Source organism: Caulobacter rhizosphaerae (genome assembly GCF_010977555.1).
GTDB classification, from domain to species: domain Bacteria; phylum Pseudomonadota; class Alphaproteobacteria; order Caulobacterales; family Caulobacteraceae; genus Caulobacter; species Caulobacter rhizosphaerae.
Genome location: NZ_CP048815.1, coordinates 2,026,844 through 2,044,836, shown reverse-complemented (window position 1 = coordinate 2,044,836; position 17,993 = coordinate 2,026,844). Strand labels below are relative to the sequence as shown.

Genomic DNA, 17,993 nt, shown 5'->3' with positions numbered 1-17,993 from the left:
GGCGGCCCGCACCATCGTCGATCTTTTGATTTGGGCCCGGGCCCGTCGCGGTCGTCGCCCCTAGGCCCCGGACAGTTGCGGCTGACCAAGCCTGCCTGCGGCGCCCCTGGCCAACAGCCGCTCGATCTCATCGACGGCGCTCTGGGCCGCCTGCGGGCCCACGCTCCGCCGCGCCGCTCCCCAGCGCGGCTCACGCCTGGGCCAAGCGGCCAGCGCCCGGCTAAGCGCGCCCGTCAAAGCCTCAGGAGTGACCGAGCCGGCGTCCAGCAGCTCCGCCAAATCACGCTCTTCCAGACATCGGGCGTTAAAGGTCTGATCCAGGCCGAACGGCGTCACCACCACCGGACGTCGAGCCTCGATCGAGGCGGCAAGCGTGCCGGTGCCCCCATGGTGCACGATGACCTCGGCCCGAGGCATGACGCATTCGTGCGCGACGCTCGACACGACACGCACGTCGGCAGCCGCGCCCGGCTCAAGCGCCTGGGCTGAATGCCTGGAAAGGAACAGGCACCTGAGGCCCAGCTCGCGACAAGCCGCCGAGGCCGCTTGCAAATGCCGCGCTGCGCCGCGATCGATGAACGAGCCGAACGAAAAGAGCGCATAAGGCCCGCCGTCCAGCCACGCCGCCAAGTCCCTGTCGAGCTGAGTCTCCTGGCGCAGCGGGGGATAGCCGACCTCGACAGGTACGCGCACGTACCGCCCTTGGGCGCCGGCCAGGCATTCGGGGTAGACGCCCAGCGTCAGATCGACGTTGAAGCGTTCCATCTGCGGAAATCCGCGAGACGCAAGCCCGATTGCGCCTCGTAAGGCGTTAAGTCGGCTGCGCCATTCGCGCGCGTGCGGATCGACAGTCCCCGATGATGGATCCAGCAACAGGGTCGCGGGACTGAGACTACAGCTGACGAGGGGGACGCCACGACGCTGGGCGACCAAGTGAGCGGCCATTACCATCGGGGTGGCCACGATCAGATCAACGCCCGCCGCCAAGCCGTCCAGGCGGCTGTAGAGCGCCTCGAGATCAGCCAGGTTGGAGTGCCACATGAAGACGCCGAAGCCCTCGCGCGGATCGACCATGGCGTCACGGACGTCCGAGCGGTTGAAATAGTCGTCGTCGCCAAACAGGTCGAACGCCAGGCCCGCGCTCTCCACCACCTGCTGATAGCTCTGGCTCGTCGCGAAGCGTACCGCGTGGCCGGCGTCCCGCGCGACCTGGGCGATCGCCGCTAACGGCTTTATGTCGCCCAAACTGCCCAGCGCGGTGAAAAGCATCCTTGCCAAAGGTCGTTCCCCACGCGGTCGCCGTTGACATCGAGAGTAGTGTAACCCTAACCTCCCCTGTCAAGACTTCCGTTGGATTTATCAAGATTGGAGCCGCATTATGAGCGTCGCCGACCGGATTATTGCGATGGCGTGTGAAGAAGCGGGAGTCAGCCCGGCCGATGTGTCGCCGCGCACCCTGGTTTCTGACCTCAAGATGGACTCCCTGTCGTTCATGGATCTGGTCATGCGACTGGAGGAAGCCGAGGGCGTCGTCATGGGCGACGAGGAGGTCGAGAAGATCCTGGGCGCGACCTATCTGGCGGAAATCATCGCCATTTTCGAGACCGCTCGGGCGCGGACGCCCGAAGTTATCTAGGGTCGACCTGGACGTAAGCGATCTGCCCGAGCATCAGACAAGGGCGGCCGGTTTCGGGGTGCGGGAAGAACTCGAACTGGAAGGCGTTCCAGCGCCCGTTCCCGATGAGCACGCCATCCTGGGTGGCGCTCATCGGAATCGTCGCCAGCACCTCGCCACGCCGTGAAACCGCGCAGCGAAGGTCTTGCCCCCCCGTGGTGACGTCGACGGCGTCGCCATAGTCTCCGACATAGACGCCCGGCAGGTCGTCCAAGGAGCAAGATACGATCGCCCCCAGGACATCCGACGGCGCCGGCTGGCGCATGAAGCCGCAAGCCCCGGCCAGATATTGCAGCACCAGATCGCGCGCGAACGGGGGCGCGCCTAAGGCCAGCGTCGTCAGCAGGGTCATCGTCAGATCGAAGCGAAGGCCCATGGTGTAGGTGCGGCCATTGCCGCTCTGGCCCCAAAGACCGTCGGCGAACTGCGCCACGCCAAAGCCATAGGCAATGGGATTACCCGATCGCGCCGAGAGCGGGCGACGCACGACCGACACGCTCTCGGCGGGCAGACGCGTCGGCAGATCCGAAATCGGCCCGCCAGGTCCCATCGCCGCCAGCAAGAAGCGCTCCAGGTCGTCCAAGGACACCAAGACGGCCGGCCAACCGGAGTCCTCGCCGCTGATAACCGGATCAAACCCGCCAAGCTCACGGACCCGGGCTCGCACGATCTCATGCAGACGCCGCCCGGTCACGCGCTGCACCAGAGGCCCGAGCAGACTGCGTCCTAGGCCGTTCCAGCTGCAGACCTGGCCCGGCGGGAAGGTTTCGGGAGTTGCGCGGAAATAGGCGACGATCGCCTCCCAATCGTCGAAGCCAGCCTCGCCTGCGACCCCGCTTGGCGCGTGATACCCCGTTGCGTGGGAGGCCAGGTCGCGCACCCGGATCCGTCGCCCCGGAGCCCGGACGTCGTCCCAATTGAGTTCCGGCAGGTATTGACCGATCATGGCGTCGGGATCGAGCACACGCTCCTGACAAAGCAAAGCGAGAGCCAAGCCCTCGAGCAGCGTTTGGATGCAGCCCACATCATAGTCCGGCGCCTGGCTGAGCGGCGCGGACGCCACCGTCCCCGACGGCTGGTACAGGCCTGCCCTAGCGTCGCCATGGGACAGCCTGAGGTCCATCAGCTTTTCAGGGAATTGCCCGCGCAGTTGCTCGCAGAGCGCCTGCAATGGGGCGGCCGACGCGGACTTCTTGACCTTGGGCATATTCTGACCGCCTTGCAGATTGAGGCCATGCAAAGTCTATCTTGCACGGCCACCAAATGCAGCGCAATCTTGACCCGCGATCGATCATTGACCTTCGCGGCGTATTGTCGGCACCCGAGGCGAGGAATGCAGCCAAACTCCAGTCGGACGAGTCCGACCCTGGACTTCACGAGCGACTGGTTTTCGGGAGACGAGGTCTGGCGCAGCCTGCTGACGCGCTATCAGCCCCGCCGTTTCTTGGAGATCGGTTCATACGAAGGACGCGCCGCCTGTTTCCTGATCCAGGAGCGGGCCCGCCAACGTCCAATCGAACTGCATTGCATCGACACTTGGTTGGGCGGGGTCGAGCATGAACCAAGCGCGATGAGCGCCGTGGAAGCGCGTTTCGACCATAACATCGCACTCGCGGTCTCCGGCGCCGTGCATCGCGTCGACTTCCACAAACACAAGAGCCAGTCGAAAATCGCGCTCTGGAATCTTCTCGCCGCAGGAAAGGCGGACTATTTCGATTTTATCTATGTCGATGGATCGCATCAGGCGCCCGACGCCCTGTCCGACGCGGTGATGTCGTTTCACCTGCTAAGGCCGGGCGGCCTGCTGATCTTCGACGACTATCTTTGGTCTATGGAAGATCCGGGAAGGCAGGATTTCTACAACATGCCCAAGCCGGCGATCGACGCTTTTGTGAACATCTTTCAGAGAAAGCTCCAGGTTTTGGGCGCCCCGCTCTACCAGCTCTATGTCCGTAAGATATCGTCGTAAGGGCTTGGCCGACCGCGTCAGGACTCGTCGGGCCGTGACCCTAGTGATCTCGGCCTCCAGGACGAGCCCTTGGGTTTGGCGGGCGCGACCTCCAAGGCATTGCTCTCGAAGTCCTCGATAGCCTGCTGTAGTCGTGTCTTGGCCAGAGAGGCCGGTTGGCTTTCGAACAGACTGCGCAAAATCGCCAGTCGTCGCTGCTTGGGATCCTGCTTCATTCCAGTTGCCTCGTCCTGTCTCGGACCTTCGCCCAATCTAGGTCTTTTCGATTGCGTCCACCTGATCGATCAGGGCGCGCAGTTCGGCCAGATGCCCCCGGAGTGCGGCCCGCCCCTTGGCGGTGATAGCGACTCGCGTGCGCGGTCGTCTGTGGAGGAAATCTTTGATGATCTCGACATAGCCGGCCTTTTCCAGCGCCGTCAGGTGGCTGCCAAGATTGCCATCTGTCGCCTGGGTTTGGGCGCGAAGCGTAACGAAGTCGGCCGGCGGACCGTCGCGATCGAGAACGATCATTAGCCTCAAACGCACCGGTTGATGGATCAGATCGTCGAACACGCCCGGTGTACCTGTCTGGATGGCGCGCCATCTTTGCGGCGCGGTCAAGCAAAGTCCAGCCCTGCGCTCGTTGACACCTTTCAAGGGCCTCCCCAAAGTGTAGACTGGCCCTGCACTGTCGGCCGGCAGCAGTCCTCGATCATCGACCACCGTCGCGACACGGTCCAGGCACTCGCAAAGCCGCTGAACTTGCCGAGTACCGCCGCGGGTCGTCAACGACGCGCGACCTTTCCAGGATGTCCTAATGTCAGAGCGTAGACTCCTTGTTTCGTCTTCCGACGAACGGTATTTTCCACTGGCCAAGGGACTGTTCTTGTCCGTCCTGGAACACAGGGAGAGACTCAACTTCGATCTGGGTTTTGTCGATATCGGATGCAGCGAACATGCCCTGAACTGGTTGCGTCGCCAGGGCGTCATCGTCGTCGACGGCGCGATCCTCGCCGCGGACTTTCCGCGTGAGCGTTACGGCTACCATCTGGCGCAAATCTGCCGCCCCTACCTCCCGGACCTATTCGAGGCGTGGGAAGTGATTTCATGGGTCGATTGCGACGCCTGGTTCCAAGACGCCTCGTTCATCGACATCCTATTCCAAGAAGCCATCGCTCATCCCGCCGACGTTCTGGCCTCGACAGAGCTGCACTACACTTATGTGGGCGGCGACGGCCGGCCAGTCACCAATCAAACCGCGCTGCAACGCTACTATTCGGCGATCTACGAGCCGGAACTCGCCGCCCGTCTGACAGGCTTGCCGGCGATCAACAGCGGGTTCATCGCCTCACACCGTTCCAATCCGTTCTGGAGCGCGTGGAAGCGTCAGATAGAGGACATCTACCTTCGGCGATACGGGGAGCTTGGCGCGGTCTCACGCCATTTTGGCGAGCAGTTTTCGTTGAACGCCCTATTGCGGTCCGATCATGCCGTGCGGCTGTTCGATCCGCTCTACAACTATCTGTGCTGCTGGAAGACGCCGTTCAGGGACGAGGACGGAACGGTGCGCGCGGCCCTGCCGCCCTATCCGGCGATCGGCATGGTCCACCTGGCGGGGGGATGGAGGCACTTTGGCGACACCTACAACGAACGCGGCCTGCTCTACGACCGCGGAACGTACCTCCAGGCCGATGAAAGGCGCGTCCTGCAGAAGGTCGCCCAAAGCGCCCGGTTTAGATAGTTCAGCGTTCGCCCAGCATGTCCCAGACCCCTCCAGACCGCTCGCCGCGACGTCCTTGCATGGCCCTGGTCGTTCACGGCACGCGCGGCGACGTCCTGCCGTTCGTAGCGGTCGGCCTAGCGCTCCAGCATGCCGGGCACGGCGTCGTTCTGTTCACCAATCAAGAGCACGAGCCGTTGGCCCGCCAAGCCGGCCTGGAGTTCGTCGAAGTCGGGCCGCCCCATCCGCCGCATGACGACCGGCCGACCCATCACGTCCTGCGCGAATACCTTTTGCCGTTATTCGAGCAGAGCGCGCGCGCAGTCTGTGAGTTGGGCCTGAGCCGCGACCTACGAGGCGTCGTCTCCCACGACCTGGCCTTGGGAGGCCTAGCGGCGGCGGAACGGTTGAAGGTCCCACTGACGGAGTTGGTCTTGGCGCCTCTGGGCCTGGCGGGGCGTCTGGCGGCCCACGGCGGGGGGTCGCGCCTGCGCCCCCGGGCGTGGGGCCCCGACCTCCTCGACCGAGTTCGCGCGGCGGGCGCTCCCGGCCGGTCTTGCGCACCCGTAAGAGCGCCTTTGGACCCTGCGGATCTTACCCTGGCCCTCTTTCCGCGCGCGTTGGCGCCCGACAGTCCCGTTGCCTGTATCGGCTTTCCTTTCCAGGATCTGCAGCGCGGGCTCGATCAGGATCTGGAGCGCTTCCTGGCAAGCCATCCTCAGCCACTCGTGGTGACCGCCGGCACGGGCGCGACCCACGCGCAGGTTTTCTTCGATGCGGCCGCCCAAGCCTCACGCGAATTGGACGCGCCTTGCGTCTTTCTAGGTCTTCGCAGCCGTCCGCGGGACGAGGTCCGGGAGCCAGGGAGGATCTATCGCGAATACATCGACCTCAGTCAGCTACTGCCGCGCGCCAGATTGTTGGTCCATCATGGCGGCGTCGGCACCCTGGCGCGCGCCTTGGAGGCCGGCACGCCCCAGGTCATTGCGCCTCGCGCCTTTGATCAGCCGTCGAACGCACGGCACGCGGCCAACCTGGGGGTTTGTCGTATCATCAAGGCCCAAGACCTCAATGGCGCGGCTCTGCTCAAGGCGATTCGCGCCCTGGAGGCCCAACCCTCACTTGCGGCGTGCTTGACCGCCGGGCGGGCGATGGCGGAGAACCGCATGGCTGCGACTAGAGCGGCCAAGGCTATCGCTGACCTTTCAAGGCGCGGCGATGAACGGCTCGCGGCTCCCTAGAGCCATCCAGGTCAAACTCCAAGGCGCCGCGCCAAGCCGGATCAGGGGCCACCACACGCAGCTTGGCGTGAAAACTGCCCTAGCATCAGGTGTTCGTCGAAATAGGCGATCGTCTCCAGCAAACCCGCCTCGAGCGTGACCTTGGGCTCCCAGTCCAGGGCGCTCCGCGCCAGAGAGATGTCGGGCTGGCGTTGCTTTGGATCGTCGGCGGGCAAAGGCTCGAATATCAGTCGGGAGCGCGAACCGGTCAGCCGCAGGATGGTCTTGGCCAGATCGATCATCGAGCATTCGGCTGGGTTGCCAAGGTTCACCGGTCCGGTGATCGGCGGGTCCGCCGCCATCATCGCCAGGACGCCGTCGACGAGATCATCGACATAACAGAAGGACCGGGTTTGCAAGCCGTTGCCAAACACGGTCAAAGGCTGGCCCCTAAGAGCCTGGACGATGAAGTTTGAGACCACGCGTCCGTCGTCCGGCCGCATGCGAGGACCGAAGGTGTTGAAGATCCTCGCCACCCTCACCGGCACGCCATGAAGGCGATGATAGTCGAAAAACAGGGTCTCGGCGCACCGCTTGCCCTCGTCGTAACAGGACCGGACGCCGATCGGGTTCACATGCCCCCAATAGGCCTCCGCTTGCGGATGGGTGTTCGGGTCGCCGTAGACTTCGCTCGTCGAGGCCTGGAAAACCCTGGCGCCCTGACGCCTTGCGAGCTCCAGCACATTGAGCGCGCCGAGCACGGAGGTCTTGGTCGTTTGAATGGGGTTTTTTTGATACTGAACAGGGGATGCTGGACAGGCGAGGTTATAGATCTCGTCAACATCGGCCGACAGCGGCGAAGTGACATCGTGCGTTGCTATGCGCAATCTCGGATGATGCCGCAGGTGAGCGAGATTTTCGTGCACGCCGGTGGAGAAATCGTCGATGCATAATACCTCACGGTCCAGGCAGAGCAGCCGCTCACACAGATGCGAGCCGACAAAACCCGCCCCGCCCGTCACCAGAACGCGTGGCTCGGACATGTCTACGCTCGGACACGATGCGCTGGGCGATCCGCCCCTCGCACACGCGGACAGGATCGGAAGGTCCATGACTGGGTTGAAAGGCCTCGGCTCGCGCGGCGCGCCGTCGTAAGCCTCGCCCGACCACCGATTGTCAAGCCAAGCGCCGAACCCACGGATGAGAGCCCTGCCGAAGATTGAAGCGTTCCAAACATGCCGCCATCTCCGCATTGCAAGTCTAACAATAGAACCCGCAATCTCGATTGCGCAATCGACTTTCGAATATCAATCGACTTGGTCTCCTAGCAAGTCGGATTTACGTAGGCCAGCCTGAGATCGCGGCGGAGCGTGACGGCTTTCGGCGGGCGCAAGGCGCTATGGCGCCGACTCGCTCATCGCGCGCCTGGCTTGCACGATGAAGACGCCGATCAGAAACGCGCCACAACAGGGCGCCGTAGCGAGTGATCGGCGCGCCTGGTGATCAGCTACCAGGGAACGCCCCTCTCCTACCGGACCTTCGACAAGATCCGGAAGGTCAACCAGGCCGCCGTCGTGGAGAACAAGCGCCTGGGCCCCCTATCTTCGTGATCGGCTGCGGTCACGACGCGGGCCAAGTACCGGGGCACGACATCGATCTGATGCGCGCTGGCAAATGCTACAGCGTCAACAGCCTCAACCAACGGCACGCCGAACGCATACTGCGGGATCGCTTTCACGACGCGGCCGGAACCAGGTACGCGGTGCGATCCGAGCATGCCTTCTGCGAGGTTGGGCAAAGAAGCCTGCGCGGGCATCACCGTGCCCATGGACAAGCTGGACGACGCCGTCGTCGATCATCTGGAGCGTCGCTTGCTCCACGACGAGCGCCTGGAGGTCTTGTTGGGGAACGTGCTCGACCGCCGGGCCGAATGGATCGACCGGCGCCAGGCTCACGTCACCGAGCTTCGCCAGCGGGCCAGCGCCGCCGCCGCCAAGCTCTCGCGCCTCTATCAGGCGATCGAGGACGGCGTGGCGGACACCGCCGCCAGGACTTCAAGGATCGCATGAAGGAGCTTGCCTCCATGCGGGACGAGGCTCGTGCGGACGCTGACAGGGCCGAGGCGGCTATTGATCGCTTGGGTCCGAGCCTTACCCCTGAGAAGCTCCAAGCCTTCGCTCAGGCCGCCAAGGCGCGGCTTCGGGCCGAGGACGGCTCATACCGCCGCGAACACGTCCGCGCCGTGGCTCAACGTGTCGAGGTGCTTTCGACAACTGAGATCCAGATCATGGGAAATCGGACTGACTTGCTCCGAACCCTGGTCGCCTCAACGGGCGAAAACACAGCGATTCTCGAAGTTCGCAGTTTCAAACCGAAATGGCGCCCCGGATGCGATTTGAACAATAGCTTCTCCGCTACGCTGCCGCTTGAGGGGCAGCGTCCTCATGGTCAAGGCTGCGCGTAGCTGATGGGGGTCATGTTGGCAACGCCCCACGCAACGCGTTATTGTCCCCTGTCCAGCCGACCTCCGCCGCGATCAGTCCCTCCCTGGGTACTGTCCGTCTCAGGACGCGGTGATCTTGTGGTCCTGATTGCGCCCTAGCGAAACAAGACGTGCTGCATGGCGCGGAAAAGAAGGTGAACGCACGTGTACAAATTTTGCACACGAGCTCCCGCAAGCTATTGATTTTTATGACAATTGAAACCAATCCGTCACTAACGCGATCTATCGCGCCTTGTGATGGGCCCTTGGGCATCGCGGCCCGACCGGGATCTACTGACGCTATTGTAAAAGTGGATCTGCTCGAATAGCGCACCCAGTTCCCTGGTTGGGGCTCGACATATGGTTCGAAATGCTTCCACGAAGCGGAGCCAGTCGCTTTCACGCCCAACCCTCAGGGGGTTCAGGGTTGTGATCCTGGGAATACCGGTCGAGCCCACATCGGCTCCATGTCCGCCCCCACAAGCTCACCTTCGGCGACTGCTTGCGGCTGATCACAGCGTCACCGTCTGGCGCGACGGGCGATGCGGCGGACGAGATCTGGGCCTGATGCGGGCGGGTCGCCTGTCTGCGCAAGGTGCGAACGGCCGGCGTTCACAAAGGACCTGTGGGCGCGACCCTGTCTCCGATAGGGGTTAGTAACCCAGCCGGCCCATCCACTCTCCGTGTAGCGCCATGAAGGCCTCGGCCTCGTCAGAGGTAATCGATGCGGGCCGATCAGCCTTGCCCCGCCGAAAGAAGTTCGGCCCGATGTTGTTGACCGTCTCCCAGGGGTCTACCCAGCGGTTCAGGGCCGGGCGCCCGAGGAAAGCGGCGATCCGGCCGATTTCAGTCTCAGGCGCGCCGACGAGATCCTCGTATCGCACAAGCAGCGTTTCGGGGCGCTCCAGCGGCCGCCAGGCGTCGAGATGAAGGCTCCAGTTGTCGAACGGCCGGTCAGCGGCCAGAACTTCCAGCCAGGAGACCTGCCGACCTTCCGTCGCCGTCCTATAGTGCCTGTAGGAGTCCGTCGCGACGAGGCCGTCGCGCACCACGTAGATGGCCTTATCAAGCCCCTCCGGCCCGTCATGGGTCTTGATGATGCGGAGATCATCGGCCTCGCGAGCCGCTGTCGAGAACGCTCCGAAGTCGCCCTCGTACTTCGTTACCCCGATCAGGTCAGTAAGCCGCTGGTCCATGCTCGGCGAACCGGCCGGCTCATACTTGGAGAAGGTCTCCAGGCCGAAGACGCCTCGCAGCACGCTGCGCAGCAGGGTGTTTCCGGACCGGGGAAACGAGGCAAGCCAGACAATCATGAGAGCCGATGCGTTGCGTAAGGTGACGGCTTCTATAGCAACGAGACGATCAAGGCGTGAACCATGGCGGACTGTCCGGCAGCGGCGGGACACTGAACGGTCCTGTATGGCGTCCCGGCTCAGGCCCTACCCGCGAAGCCGCTTCTCCTTCGAGCCAAAGGTTTGGGGCGGCAAGGTCGGCGCCCCACATTTATTCCCGACGTCTACAGCTGAAAAGATCGACAACGAACGCCGCTTGGCCACGTCCGGGCCTGCGCCGATCGTCAAATATTTTTACCTCGAAGCGGAGCCTTAGTTGGTTGAGCGCGTTTAGTCTTTGAAACGGGGACCATCATCATGACCCATCAAGACTCGGCCAAGACGATCTTCGAACGCGAGCTCGTCGCTCTGATTCCGCACCTGCGCGCCTTCGGCCGCTCGCTGACCGGCAACGCCAGCCACGGCGACGACCTGGCCCAGGACGCCCTGGCCAAGGCCCTGGCCTCCCGCGCCTCCTACCAGCCCGGCACCAACATGAAGGCCTGGACCTTCATGATCCTGCGCAATGTCTTCTATTCGGAGAAGCGCCGCTCGTGGCGCTCCTGCGCCCTCGACCCGGAAGTCGCCGAACGCACCCTCGTGTCCGTCACCAACCCGACGGCGAGCCTGGAACTGGACGAGATGCGCCGGGCGCTGGACATGCTGCCGCCCGACCAGCGCGAGGCCCTGATCCTGGTCGGCGCCGCCGGCATGTCCTATGAGGAAGTCAGCGAAGTCACCGGCGCGGCGCTGGGCACCATCAAGAGCCGCGTCAGCCGGGCCCGCGATCGCCTGGCCCTGATCTTCGCCGAGGGCAAGATCACCGAGGACCACCAGCCGGCCCACGCCGCCATGGCGGCGATCTTCCGGCGCATCGACGACTACCGGACGGCGCCCCGCGCCGCCTGATCGATCCCGCAACCAAGCGAAGGGCGGCGCCTCAGTGCGCCGCCTTTTTGCGTGGGATCAGGTGCAGCACGCCAACGATCACCCCGCCGACGATCAGGCCGACCACGGCCGAACTCGCCGCCATGGCCAGCCAGCCGGTGACCGGGCCCACCCCCGGAGCCGCGCTCGCCCAGTGCGACGCGCCCTCGACCCAGTGCGGCACGGGGGTCAGGTGGAAGTGCTCCAGGCCGTGGACGATGATGCCGCCGCCGACCCACAGCATGGCCGCCGTGCCGATCACCGTCAGGGCCTCCATTGTCACCGGCATGGCCTTGACCAGCCCGCGCCCCAGGGCCCGGGTTCCAGGGTTGGAGCGCCGGGCCAGGTGCAGGCCGATGTCGTCCATCTTCACGATCAGCGCCACCACGCCGTAGACGGCGATCGTCAGCGCCACCCCGATCACCGCCAGGGCCGCGGCCTGGATGGCCAGCGGCTTGTCGGCGACGTCCGCCAGGGCGATGGCCATGATCTCGCCCGACAGGATCAGGTCGGTCCGGATGGCGCCGCCGACCTTCTGGGCCTCGAGTTCGGCGCTGCTGAGGGCCAGGTCTTCGGTCTCCTCGCCGGCGACCTCATGGTGCGCGAAGGCCTCGATGATCTTCTCGGTGGCCTCGAAGGCCAGATAGGCGCCGCCGACCATCAGGATCGGCGTCACCGCCCAGGGCGCGAAAGCGCTGAGGATCAGGGCGCCTGGCAGCAGGAACAGCAGCTTGTTGCGGAACGAGCCGACCGCGATCTTCCAGACGATCGGCAGTTCGCGATCGGGGGTGAAGCCCATGGCGTAGCCGGGTGTCACGGCGGTATCGTCCACCACCACCCCCGCGGCCTTGACGCCGGCCTTGCTGGCCGCGCCGCCCACGTCATCCAGCGAAGCGGCGGCCAGCTTGGTGATGCCGGCGATGTCGTCGAGGAGGGCGGCAAGACCGGAGGGCATGGCGGATTCTCTGTAGCGAAGGACCAGCTAGGCGAATAAACCGGACCACGCGCCGAGGTCGAGCCCTAACCCGTCTTCGGGACGGCGCGGGGCGCCCAGCCCCAGCGCGACTAGCTCTCCGCCGCCTGCTCCACCGCCAGGCCCAGATCCAGCGCCCGCGCCGCCTCCCCCCCGGTCACCACCGGACGCGGGGCCTGGCCCCTTACGGCCTTCAGGAAGCCGGCGACGCTCTGGCCCAGCGGGTCCTTGCCGGCGGGCGTCTCCGTGAAATTCTCGATCAGCGGGAACGGCGTGGTGTTGCGGAAGGTGCGCGCCAGAAAGTCGATCTCGACCTCGCCCGACGGGTAGACGACCTTCATGGTCCGCTCGCGGGCCTCGGCGACGCGCGAGCTGTCGAACACCGCGGTGAAGCCGTTGTCGAAAGTGGCCTCGGCCTTGACCCAGTCCAGGGATGTCGAGCGGGTGATCGCCCCCTCGCCTTCCACCGTCACCGGCTCGCCGTCGCAGAGGGCCAGGGCCAGGTCGATGTCGTGGATCATCAGGTCCAGCACCACCGAGACGTCGAGGTTGCGGTCCGAGGGCGTGCCCCGGCGTACGGCCTCCAGGCGCAGCGGCTGCTCGGGGATGTCCAGCAGGCCCATGGCCTGGAACACCACCCGCTCCTGGTGGCCGCAGGCCAGGGGCAGGCCGGCCTTGGCCGCGGCGGCGACCAGGGCGTCGGCGTCGGCAGGCGTTACGGCCAGGGGCTTCTCGGAATAGACCGGCTTGCCCGCCTTCAGCGCCGCCAGGCCGGCCTTGGCGTGGTGCACGGCGGGGGTGGCGATCGTGACGACGTCGACGGCGGCCAGGAACGCCTCCATGTCGTCGAAGGCCCGCGCGCCCAGAGGCTGGGCCAGGGCCTGGGCCCGCGCCAGGTCGATGTCGAACACCGCGACGAGCTCGACGCCCTCCAGCTCGACATACTTCTTGGCGTGGTAGCCGCCGAACACGCCGGCGCCGACGACGCCCGCCCTGAGAAGATCCTGGGTCATGTCGGCTGTCTAAACCGTTCGCTTTCGTGCGGGAAGTACTGGAGACGCGGGCGAGACCAGTCTAAACGTTCGTTTAAACAACGCGCCTCGATCACGAGGCTCGGGAGGAAGCACCATGGTCACGTCGCGCGAAATCCGTCTGAAGAGCCGCCCGGTCGGCGAGCCCGTGCACGACAACTTCGAACTGGCGACCGTCGAGGTCGCCGCGCTGGACGACGGCGAGATCCAGGTCCGGAACCTGTGGATGTCGGTCGATCCCTACATGCGCGGCCGCATGACCGACCGGAAGAGCTATGTGCCGCCGTTCGAGTTGGGCAAGGCCCTGCAGGGCGGCGCGATCGGCGAGGTCACGGCCTCGAACGATCCCGACTTCAAGCCCGGCGACATCGTCTCGACGATGTTCGGCTGGCGGGAGGTGTTCAACGTCTCGCCCAAGGCCCTGGCGGCCGGCGGCATGGGGGCGGTGACCAAGATCGACACCCATGGCCTGCCGCCGCAAGCCTTTCTCGGCGTGGCCGGCATGCCGGGCCTGACCGCCTATGTTGGCCTGCTGCGGATCGCGGCCCTCAAGGACGGCGACGTCGTCTTCGTCTCGGCCGCCGCCGGCGCCGTGGGCCAGGTGGTCTGCCAGATCGCCAAGCTGAAAGGCCACACGGTGATCGGCTCGGCGGGCGGACCCGAGAAGGTCGCCTTCCTCAAGAGCATCGGCGTCGACCACGTCATCGACTACAAGACCACGCCCGACGTGGTCGCCGAACTGGAAAAGGTCGCGCCCAAGGGGATCGACGTCTATTTCGAGAACGTCGGCGGCGTGCACCTGGAAGCCGCCCTGAACTCGGCCCGCCCGTTCGCCCGCTTCGCCCTGTGCGGGATGATCTCGCAATATAATGAGACCGGAAAGCTGACCGGCCCGCCCAACATCATCCAGGCGGTGGGCAAGAGCCTGCGGCTGGAGGGCTTCATCGTCTCCAACCACTACGACCTGGCGCCGCAGTTCCTCAAGGACATGGCCGGCTGGATCGGCGCGGACCAGATCAAGTGGAACGAGACCGTGGAGGACGGCGTCGAGCGTGCGCCGGACGCCTTCATCAAGCTCTTCAAGGGCGAGAACCTGGGGAAGATGCTGGTGAGGCTGGGGTGAGATCACGCCCACTTGCCCCCACCTGACCGCTGCGCGGTCTGTCCGCCCCCATAGCGGGCGGAGCCTTCGCTCTGGAGGCTCTTCCCCCTCTGGGGGAAGACGGCCGAAGGCCCGTAGGGGGCAAGCGCTCACCGCCTAGCGCCACTGAGTCGCCCCGCCCGCCCCTTGCGGAGCGTGAAAACGCCCCCATTTGCGCTCCTCACCCCAGGCAACCAACCTGCCCCCATCGCCGCTATCCCAAGCGGTACGCCACTTTGCGCGGCGCCCCTGTGTTAAAGCGGCGCAGCGGCGCGACAGCCCCTTCCAATGCTGTCGCGTTTCCATATCTAATCCATGTAAGGCGGGTTGTTCGGCCCGCCGGGAGAAAGCGGTCAATGGCCGAGCGAAAGCAAGGCGGACAAAACAACGGCGCGGGCTCTTCGGTCATCACGGAAGTGAAACCGAAGACACAAAAACCTTCGCTGTATCGCGTACTGATCTTGAACGACGATTATACTCCGATGGAGTTCGTCGTTTACGTACTTGAACGTTTTTTCAACAAGTCGCGCGAAGATGCGACCCGGATCATGCTGCACGTTCATCAGCATGGCGTCGGCGTTTGCGGCGTTTTCACCTACGAAGTTGCCGAGACCAAGGTCGCGCAAGTGATCGACTCGGCGCGCAGGCATCAGCACCCCCTGCAGTGCACCATGGAAAAGGATTGAGGAGCCTCCCCTTGCCCTCTTTTTCGCGCCCACTTGAAGAATCCCTGCATCGCGCCGTCGCTTACGCCAACCAGCGCAAGCACGAGTACGCCACGCTCGAACACCTGCTGCTGTCGCTCACTGACGACGACGACGCGGCCGGCGTCATGCGCGCCTGCGATGTCGACCTCAACGCTCTGAAGAAGAGCCTCGTGAACTATCTCGACGTCGAACTGGCCTCGCTGGTCGTCGACGACGAGGACGACGCCAAGCCCACGGCGGGCTTCCAGCGCGTGATCCAGCGCGCTGTGATCCACGTGCAGTCCTCCGGCCGCGAGGAGGTGACCGGCGCCAACGTCCTGGTCGCCATCTTCTCGGAACGCGAGAGCCACGCCGCCTACTTCCTGCAAGAGCAGGACATGACCCGCTATGACGCGGTGAACTTCATCGCCCACGGCATCGCCAAGAAGGCCGGCGCCTCCGAGCCCAAGACGGCCAAGGGCGCCACGGTCGAGGAAGACGTCGAAAAGCCCAACACCAAGACCGGTGGCGAGGCCCTCGAAGCCTATTGCGTCGACCTCAACGAAAAGGCCCGCCAGGGCAAGGTCGACCCGCTGATCGGCCGCGCGAACGAAGTGGAACGCGCGATCCAGATCCTGTGCCGCCGGACCAAGAACAATCCGCTGCTGGTCGGCGAGCCCGGTGTCGGCAAGACCGCCATCGCCGAGGGCCTGGCTCGCAAGATCATCACCCACCAGGTCCCCGAAGTCCTGGCGGAAGCCACCATCTACTCGCTCGACATGGGCGCGCTGCTGGCCGGCACCCGCTATCGCGGCGACTTCGAGGAACGCGTCAAGCAGGTGGTCAAGGAACTGGAGAACCACCCGAACGCGGTGCTGTTCATCGACGAGATCCACACGGTGATCGGCGCTGGCGCCACCTCGGGCGGGGCGATGGACGCTTCCAACCTGCTCAAGCCCGCCCTGGCCTCGGGCACCCTGCGCTGCATGGGCTCGACCACCTACAAGGAGTTCCGCCAGCACTTCGAGAAGGATCGGGCCCTGGTCCGTCGCTTCCAGAAGATCGACGTCAACGAGCCGACGGTGGAAGACACCATCAAGATCCTCAAGGGGCTGAAGAGCTACTACGAGGACTTCCACAAGCTGAAGTACACCAACGACGCCCTCAAGGTGGCCGTTGAGCTGTCGGCCAAGTACATCACCGACCGCAAGCTGCCCGACAAGGCGATCGACGTGATCGACGAGGCGGGCGCGGGCCAGATGCTGCTGCCGGAAGGCCGCCGCAAGAAGGTCCTGGGCGTCAAGGAGATCGAGGCCGTCGTGGCCAAGATCGCCCGCATCCCGCCCAAGTCGGTCAGCAAGTCCGACACCGAGTCGCTGCGCGAGCTGGAGGCTGACCTGAAGCGCGCCGTGTTCGGCCAGGACGAGGCGCTTCTGCAGCTGTCCTCGGCCATGAAGCTGGCCCGGGCCGGCCTGCGCGACCCGGACAAGCCGATCGGCAGCTACCTGTTCAGCGGCCCGACCGGCGTCGGCAAGACCGAAGCCGCCAAGCAGTTGGCCTCGACGCTCGGGATCGAGATGATCCGCTTCGACATGTCGGAGTACATGGAGCGCCACACCGTCAGCCGCCTGATCGGGGCCCCTCCCGGCTATGTCGGCTACGACCAGGGCGGCCAGCTGACCGACGCCGTCGACCAGCATCCGCACGCCGTGGTGCTGCTGGACGAGATCGAAAAGGCGCACGCGGACGTCTACAACATCCTGCTCCAGGTCATGGACCACGGGGTGCTGACCGACAGCAACGGCAAGAAGGTCGACTTCAGGAACGTCATCCTGATCATGACCACCAACGCCGGGGCTTCGGACGCCCAACGCCAGGCGATCGGCTTCGGCCGCGACAAGGTGCAGGGCGAGGAAGAGGCCGCGCTCAAGCGCCTGTTCACGCCCGAGTTCCGCAACCGCCTCGACGCGGTGGTGGCCTTCAAGCCGCTGACGCCGGAGATCATCCGCCAGGTCGTGCAGAAGTTCGTCATGCAGATGGAGGCCCAGCTGGCCGACCGGAACGTGACGGTCTCGCTGAGCGACGACGCGGCCGACTGGCTGGCCAAGAACGGCTTCGACGAGCTCTACGGCGCCCGCCCCCTGGCGCGGGTCATCCAGGAGCACATCAAGAAGCCGCTGGCCGACGACATCCTGTTCGGACGCCTGGTCCGCGGCGGCCACGTCAAGGTGGTCCTGGAGAACGGCAAGATCGCCTTCGAGATCGAGTCCAATCCGGAAAAGCCCGGCAAGGCGACCAAGGAAGACGAGGCCGAACCGGCGCTCACCGAATAGGTCGAAAACAGCGAGAGGCCCGGAGCGATCCGGGCCTCTTTGCTATTGAAGCGCTCTCGAAATGCGACTGGACAAAACGAGAACACGCGACTAGGTTGATCCCATGTCAGTCGCCTTCGACACGCTCGGAGCAACGAAACGCCTCCGCGACGCGGGACTGGAAGAGCGCGCGGCGGAAGCGATCGTGGAGCTGGTGCAATCGACGGCGCAGTTTCCGGACATCAGCGGCCTGGCCACCAAGGCCGACACAGCGACGAAGACCGACCTCGCCAACATGGCGACCAAGGCGGATCTCGCCGAACTCGCCCATGCGACCAAGATGGACATCCAGGCCCTGAAGGCGGACTTGGCCGTCGCCAAGCACCAGATCCTGGCCGAACTGAACGACAAGCTCCGCTTTCAGGGCCTGGCCCTGATGGGCGGCATGACGGCGATCGTCGGCCTGGCCACGGCGATCATCAAGCTAGGGTCCTAGCCGGGCGACGGCGCGGGGGCGCGGCGGCGCCGACCAGGCTTCCGCCCTCGC

18 protein-coding genes are annotated in these 17,993 nt (G+C 64.9%); 11 read left to right on the top strand and 7 right to left on the bottom strand.

Translation table 11 applies throughout. The features are described 5' to 3' along the window. Positions 1-60 precede the first annotated feature (60 nt). Positions 61-1,269 carry a glycosyltransferase gene (locus G3M57_RS09840; protein WP_163230220.1) on the bottom strand — a complete coding sequence of 403 codons (1,209 nt, stop codon included), beginning with the start codon at positions 1,267-1,269 and terminating at the stop codon, positions 61-63. 109 nt (positions 1,270-1,378) lie between these two features. Here G3M57_RS09840 and G3M57_RS09835 point away from each other — a divergent pair, with 109 nt between their 5' ends. Beyond that, positions 1,379-1,636, top strand: a complete 258-nt coding sequence (locus G3M57_RS09835) for a phosphopantetheine-binding protein (RefSeq protein WP_163230218.1) — start codon at positions 1,379-1,381, stop codon at positions 1,634-1,636. On the opposite strand, the gene G3M57_RS09830 is transcribed toward G3M57_RS09835, so the two are convergent. Continuing rightward, positions 1,629-2,882, bottom strand: a complete 1,254-nt coding sequence (locus tag G3M57_RS09830) for a serine hydrolase domain-containing protein (RefSeq protein WP_163230216.1) — start codon at positions 2,880-2,882, stop codon at positions 1,629-1,631. The two genes, G3M57_RS09835 and G3M57_RS09830, sit on opposite strands and share 8 nt — an antisense overlap. A 126-nt stretch (positions 2,883-3,008) precedes the next feature. Between G3M57_RS09830 and G3M57_RS09825 the strand changes: the two genes are divergently transcribed. After that, on the top strand, positions 3,009-3,644 hold the full coding sequence (locus G3M57_RS09825) for a class I SAM-dependent methyltransferase (protein WP_163230214.1): 636 nt from the start codon (positions 3,009-3,011) through the stop codon (positions 3,642-3,644). 252 nt (positions 3,645-3,896) lie between these two features. Here G3M57_RS09825 and G3M57_RS09820 read toward each other — a convergent pair whose 3' ends face one another. Next, entirely contained in the window at positions 3,897-4,244 is a 348-nt protein-coding gene (locus G3M57_RS09820; RefSeq protein WP_244322620.1) for a winged helix-turn-helix domain-containing protein, read from the bottom strand. Between the two features lie 265 nt (positions 4,245-4,509). On the opposite strand from G3M57_RS09820, the gene G3M57_RS09815 reads away from it, so the two are divergent. Continuing rightward, positions 4,510-5,364 (top strand): hypothetical protein, encoded by an 855-nt coding sequence (locus G3M57_RS09815; protein ID WP_163230212.1) that lies wholly within the window; start codon positions 4,510-4,512, stop codon positions 5,362-5,364. Between the two features lie 59 nt (positions 5,365-5,423). Then, on the top strand, positions 5,424-6,584 hold the full coding sequence (locus G3M57_RS09810) for a glycosyltransferase (protein WP_163230210.1): 1,161 nt from the start codon (positions 5,424-5,426) through the stop codon (positions 6,582-6,584). 41 nt (positions 6,585-6,625) lie between these two features. Here G3M57_RS09810 and G3M57_RS09805 read toward each other — a convergent pair whose 3' ends face one another. Further along, on the bottom strand, positions 6,626-7,606 hold the full coding sequence (locus G3M57_RS09805; RefSeq protein WP_208789666.1) for a UDP-glucuronic acid decarboxylase family protein: 981 nt from the start codon (positions 7,604-7,606) through the stop codon (positions 6,626-6,628). Positions 7,607-8,338: 732 nt separating this feature from the next. On the opposite strand from G3M57_RS09805, the gene G3M57_RS09800 reads away from it, so the two are divergent. Further along, complete coding sequence (locus tag G3M57_RS09800; protein WP_163230206.1) at positions 8,339-8,632, top strand: hypothetical protein; 294 nt, start codon at positions 8,339-8,341, stop codon at positions 8,630-8,632. After that, complete coding sequence (locus G3M57_RS09795) at positions 8,629-9,027, top strand: hypothetical protein (RefSeq protein WP_163230204.1); 399 nt, start codon at positions 8,629-8,631, stop codon at positions 9,025-9,027. The genes G3M57_RS09800 and G3M57_RS09795 overlap by 4 nt, the downstream gene beginning before the upstream one ends. Positions 9,028-9,698: 671 nt before the next feature. Here the strand turns inward: G3M57_RS09795 and G3M57_RS09790 are convergent. Continuing rightward, entirely contained in the window at positions 9,699-10,358 is a 660-nt protein-coding gene (locus tag G3M57_RS09790) for a sulfotransferase domain-containing protein (protein WP_163230202.1), read from the bottom strand. A 336-nt stretch (positions 10,359-10,694) separates the two neighbouring features. On the opposite strand from G3M57_RS09790, the gene G3M57_RS09785 reads away from it, so the two are divergent. Further along, a complete protein-coding gene (locus tag G3M57_RS09785; RefSeq protein WP_163230200.1) occupies positions 10,695-11,285 on the top strand; it encodes a sigma-70 family RNA polymerase sigma factor in 591 nt (196 codons plus the stop codon). Positions 11,286-11,316: 31 nt separating this feature from the next. On the opposite strand, the gene G3M57_RS09780 is transcribed toward G3M57_RS09785, so the two are convergent. Together G3M57_RS09780 and G3M57_RS09775 are read right to left on the bottom strand one after the other, a co-directional pair. Then, positions 11,317-12,258 (bottom strand): DUF808 domain-containing protein, encoded by a 942-nt coding sequence (locus tag G3M57_RS09780; RefSeq protein ID WP_163230198.1) that lies wholly within the window; start codon positions 12,256-12,258, stop codon positions 11,317-11,319. 110 nt (positions 12,259-12,368) lie between these two features. Then, complete coding sequence (locus G3M57_RS09775; RefSeq protein WP_056752815.1) at positions 12,369-13,289, bottom strand: Gfo/Idh/MocA family protein; 921 nt, start codon at positions 13,287-13,289, stop codon at positions 12,369-12,371. 115 nt (positions 13,290-13,404) lie between these two features. Here G3M57_RS09775 and G3M57_RS09770 point away from each other — a divergent pair, with 115 nt between their 5' ends. From G3M57_RS09770 to G3M57_RS09755, 4 genes are all read left to right on the top strand, one after another. Next, positions 13,405-14,430: an NADP-dependent oxidoreductase gene (locus G3M57_RS09770; RefSeq protein ID WP_163230196.1), complete on the top strand. Its 1,026-nt coding sequence runs from the start codon at positions 13,405-13,407 to the stop codon at positions 14,428-14,430. 374 nt (positions 14,431-14,804) lie between these two features. After that, a complete protein-coding gene (gene clpS / locus G3M57_RS09765; RefSeq protein ID WP_007672483.1) occupies positions 14,805-15,134 on the top strand; it encodes an ATP-dependent Clp protease adapter ClpS in 330 nt (109 codons plus the stop codon). A gap of 11 nt (positions 15,135-15,145) precedes the next feature. Continuing rightward, positions 15,146-17,467 carry an ATP-dependent Clp protease ATP-binding subunit ClpA gene (gene clpA, locus G3M57_RS09760; protein WP_163230194.1) on the top strand — a complete coding sequence of 774 codons (2,322 nt, stop codon included), beginning with the start codon at positions 15,146-15,148 and terminating at the stop codon, positions 17,465-17,467. 103 nt (positions 17,468-17,570) lie between these two features. Next, entirely contained in the window at positions 17,571-17,942 is a 372-nt protein-coding gene (locus G3M57_RS09755; protein WP_163230192.1) for a hypothetical protein, read from the top strand. Positions 17,943-17,993: the final 51 nt, after the last annotated feature.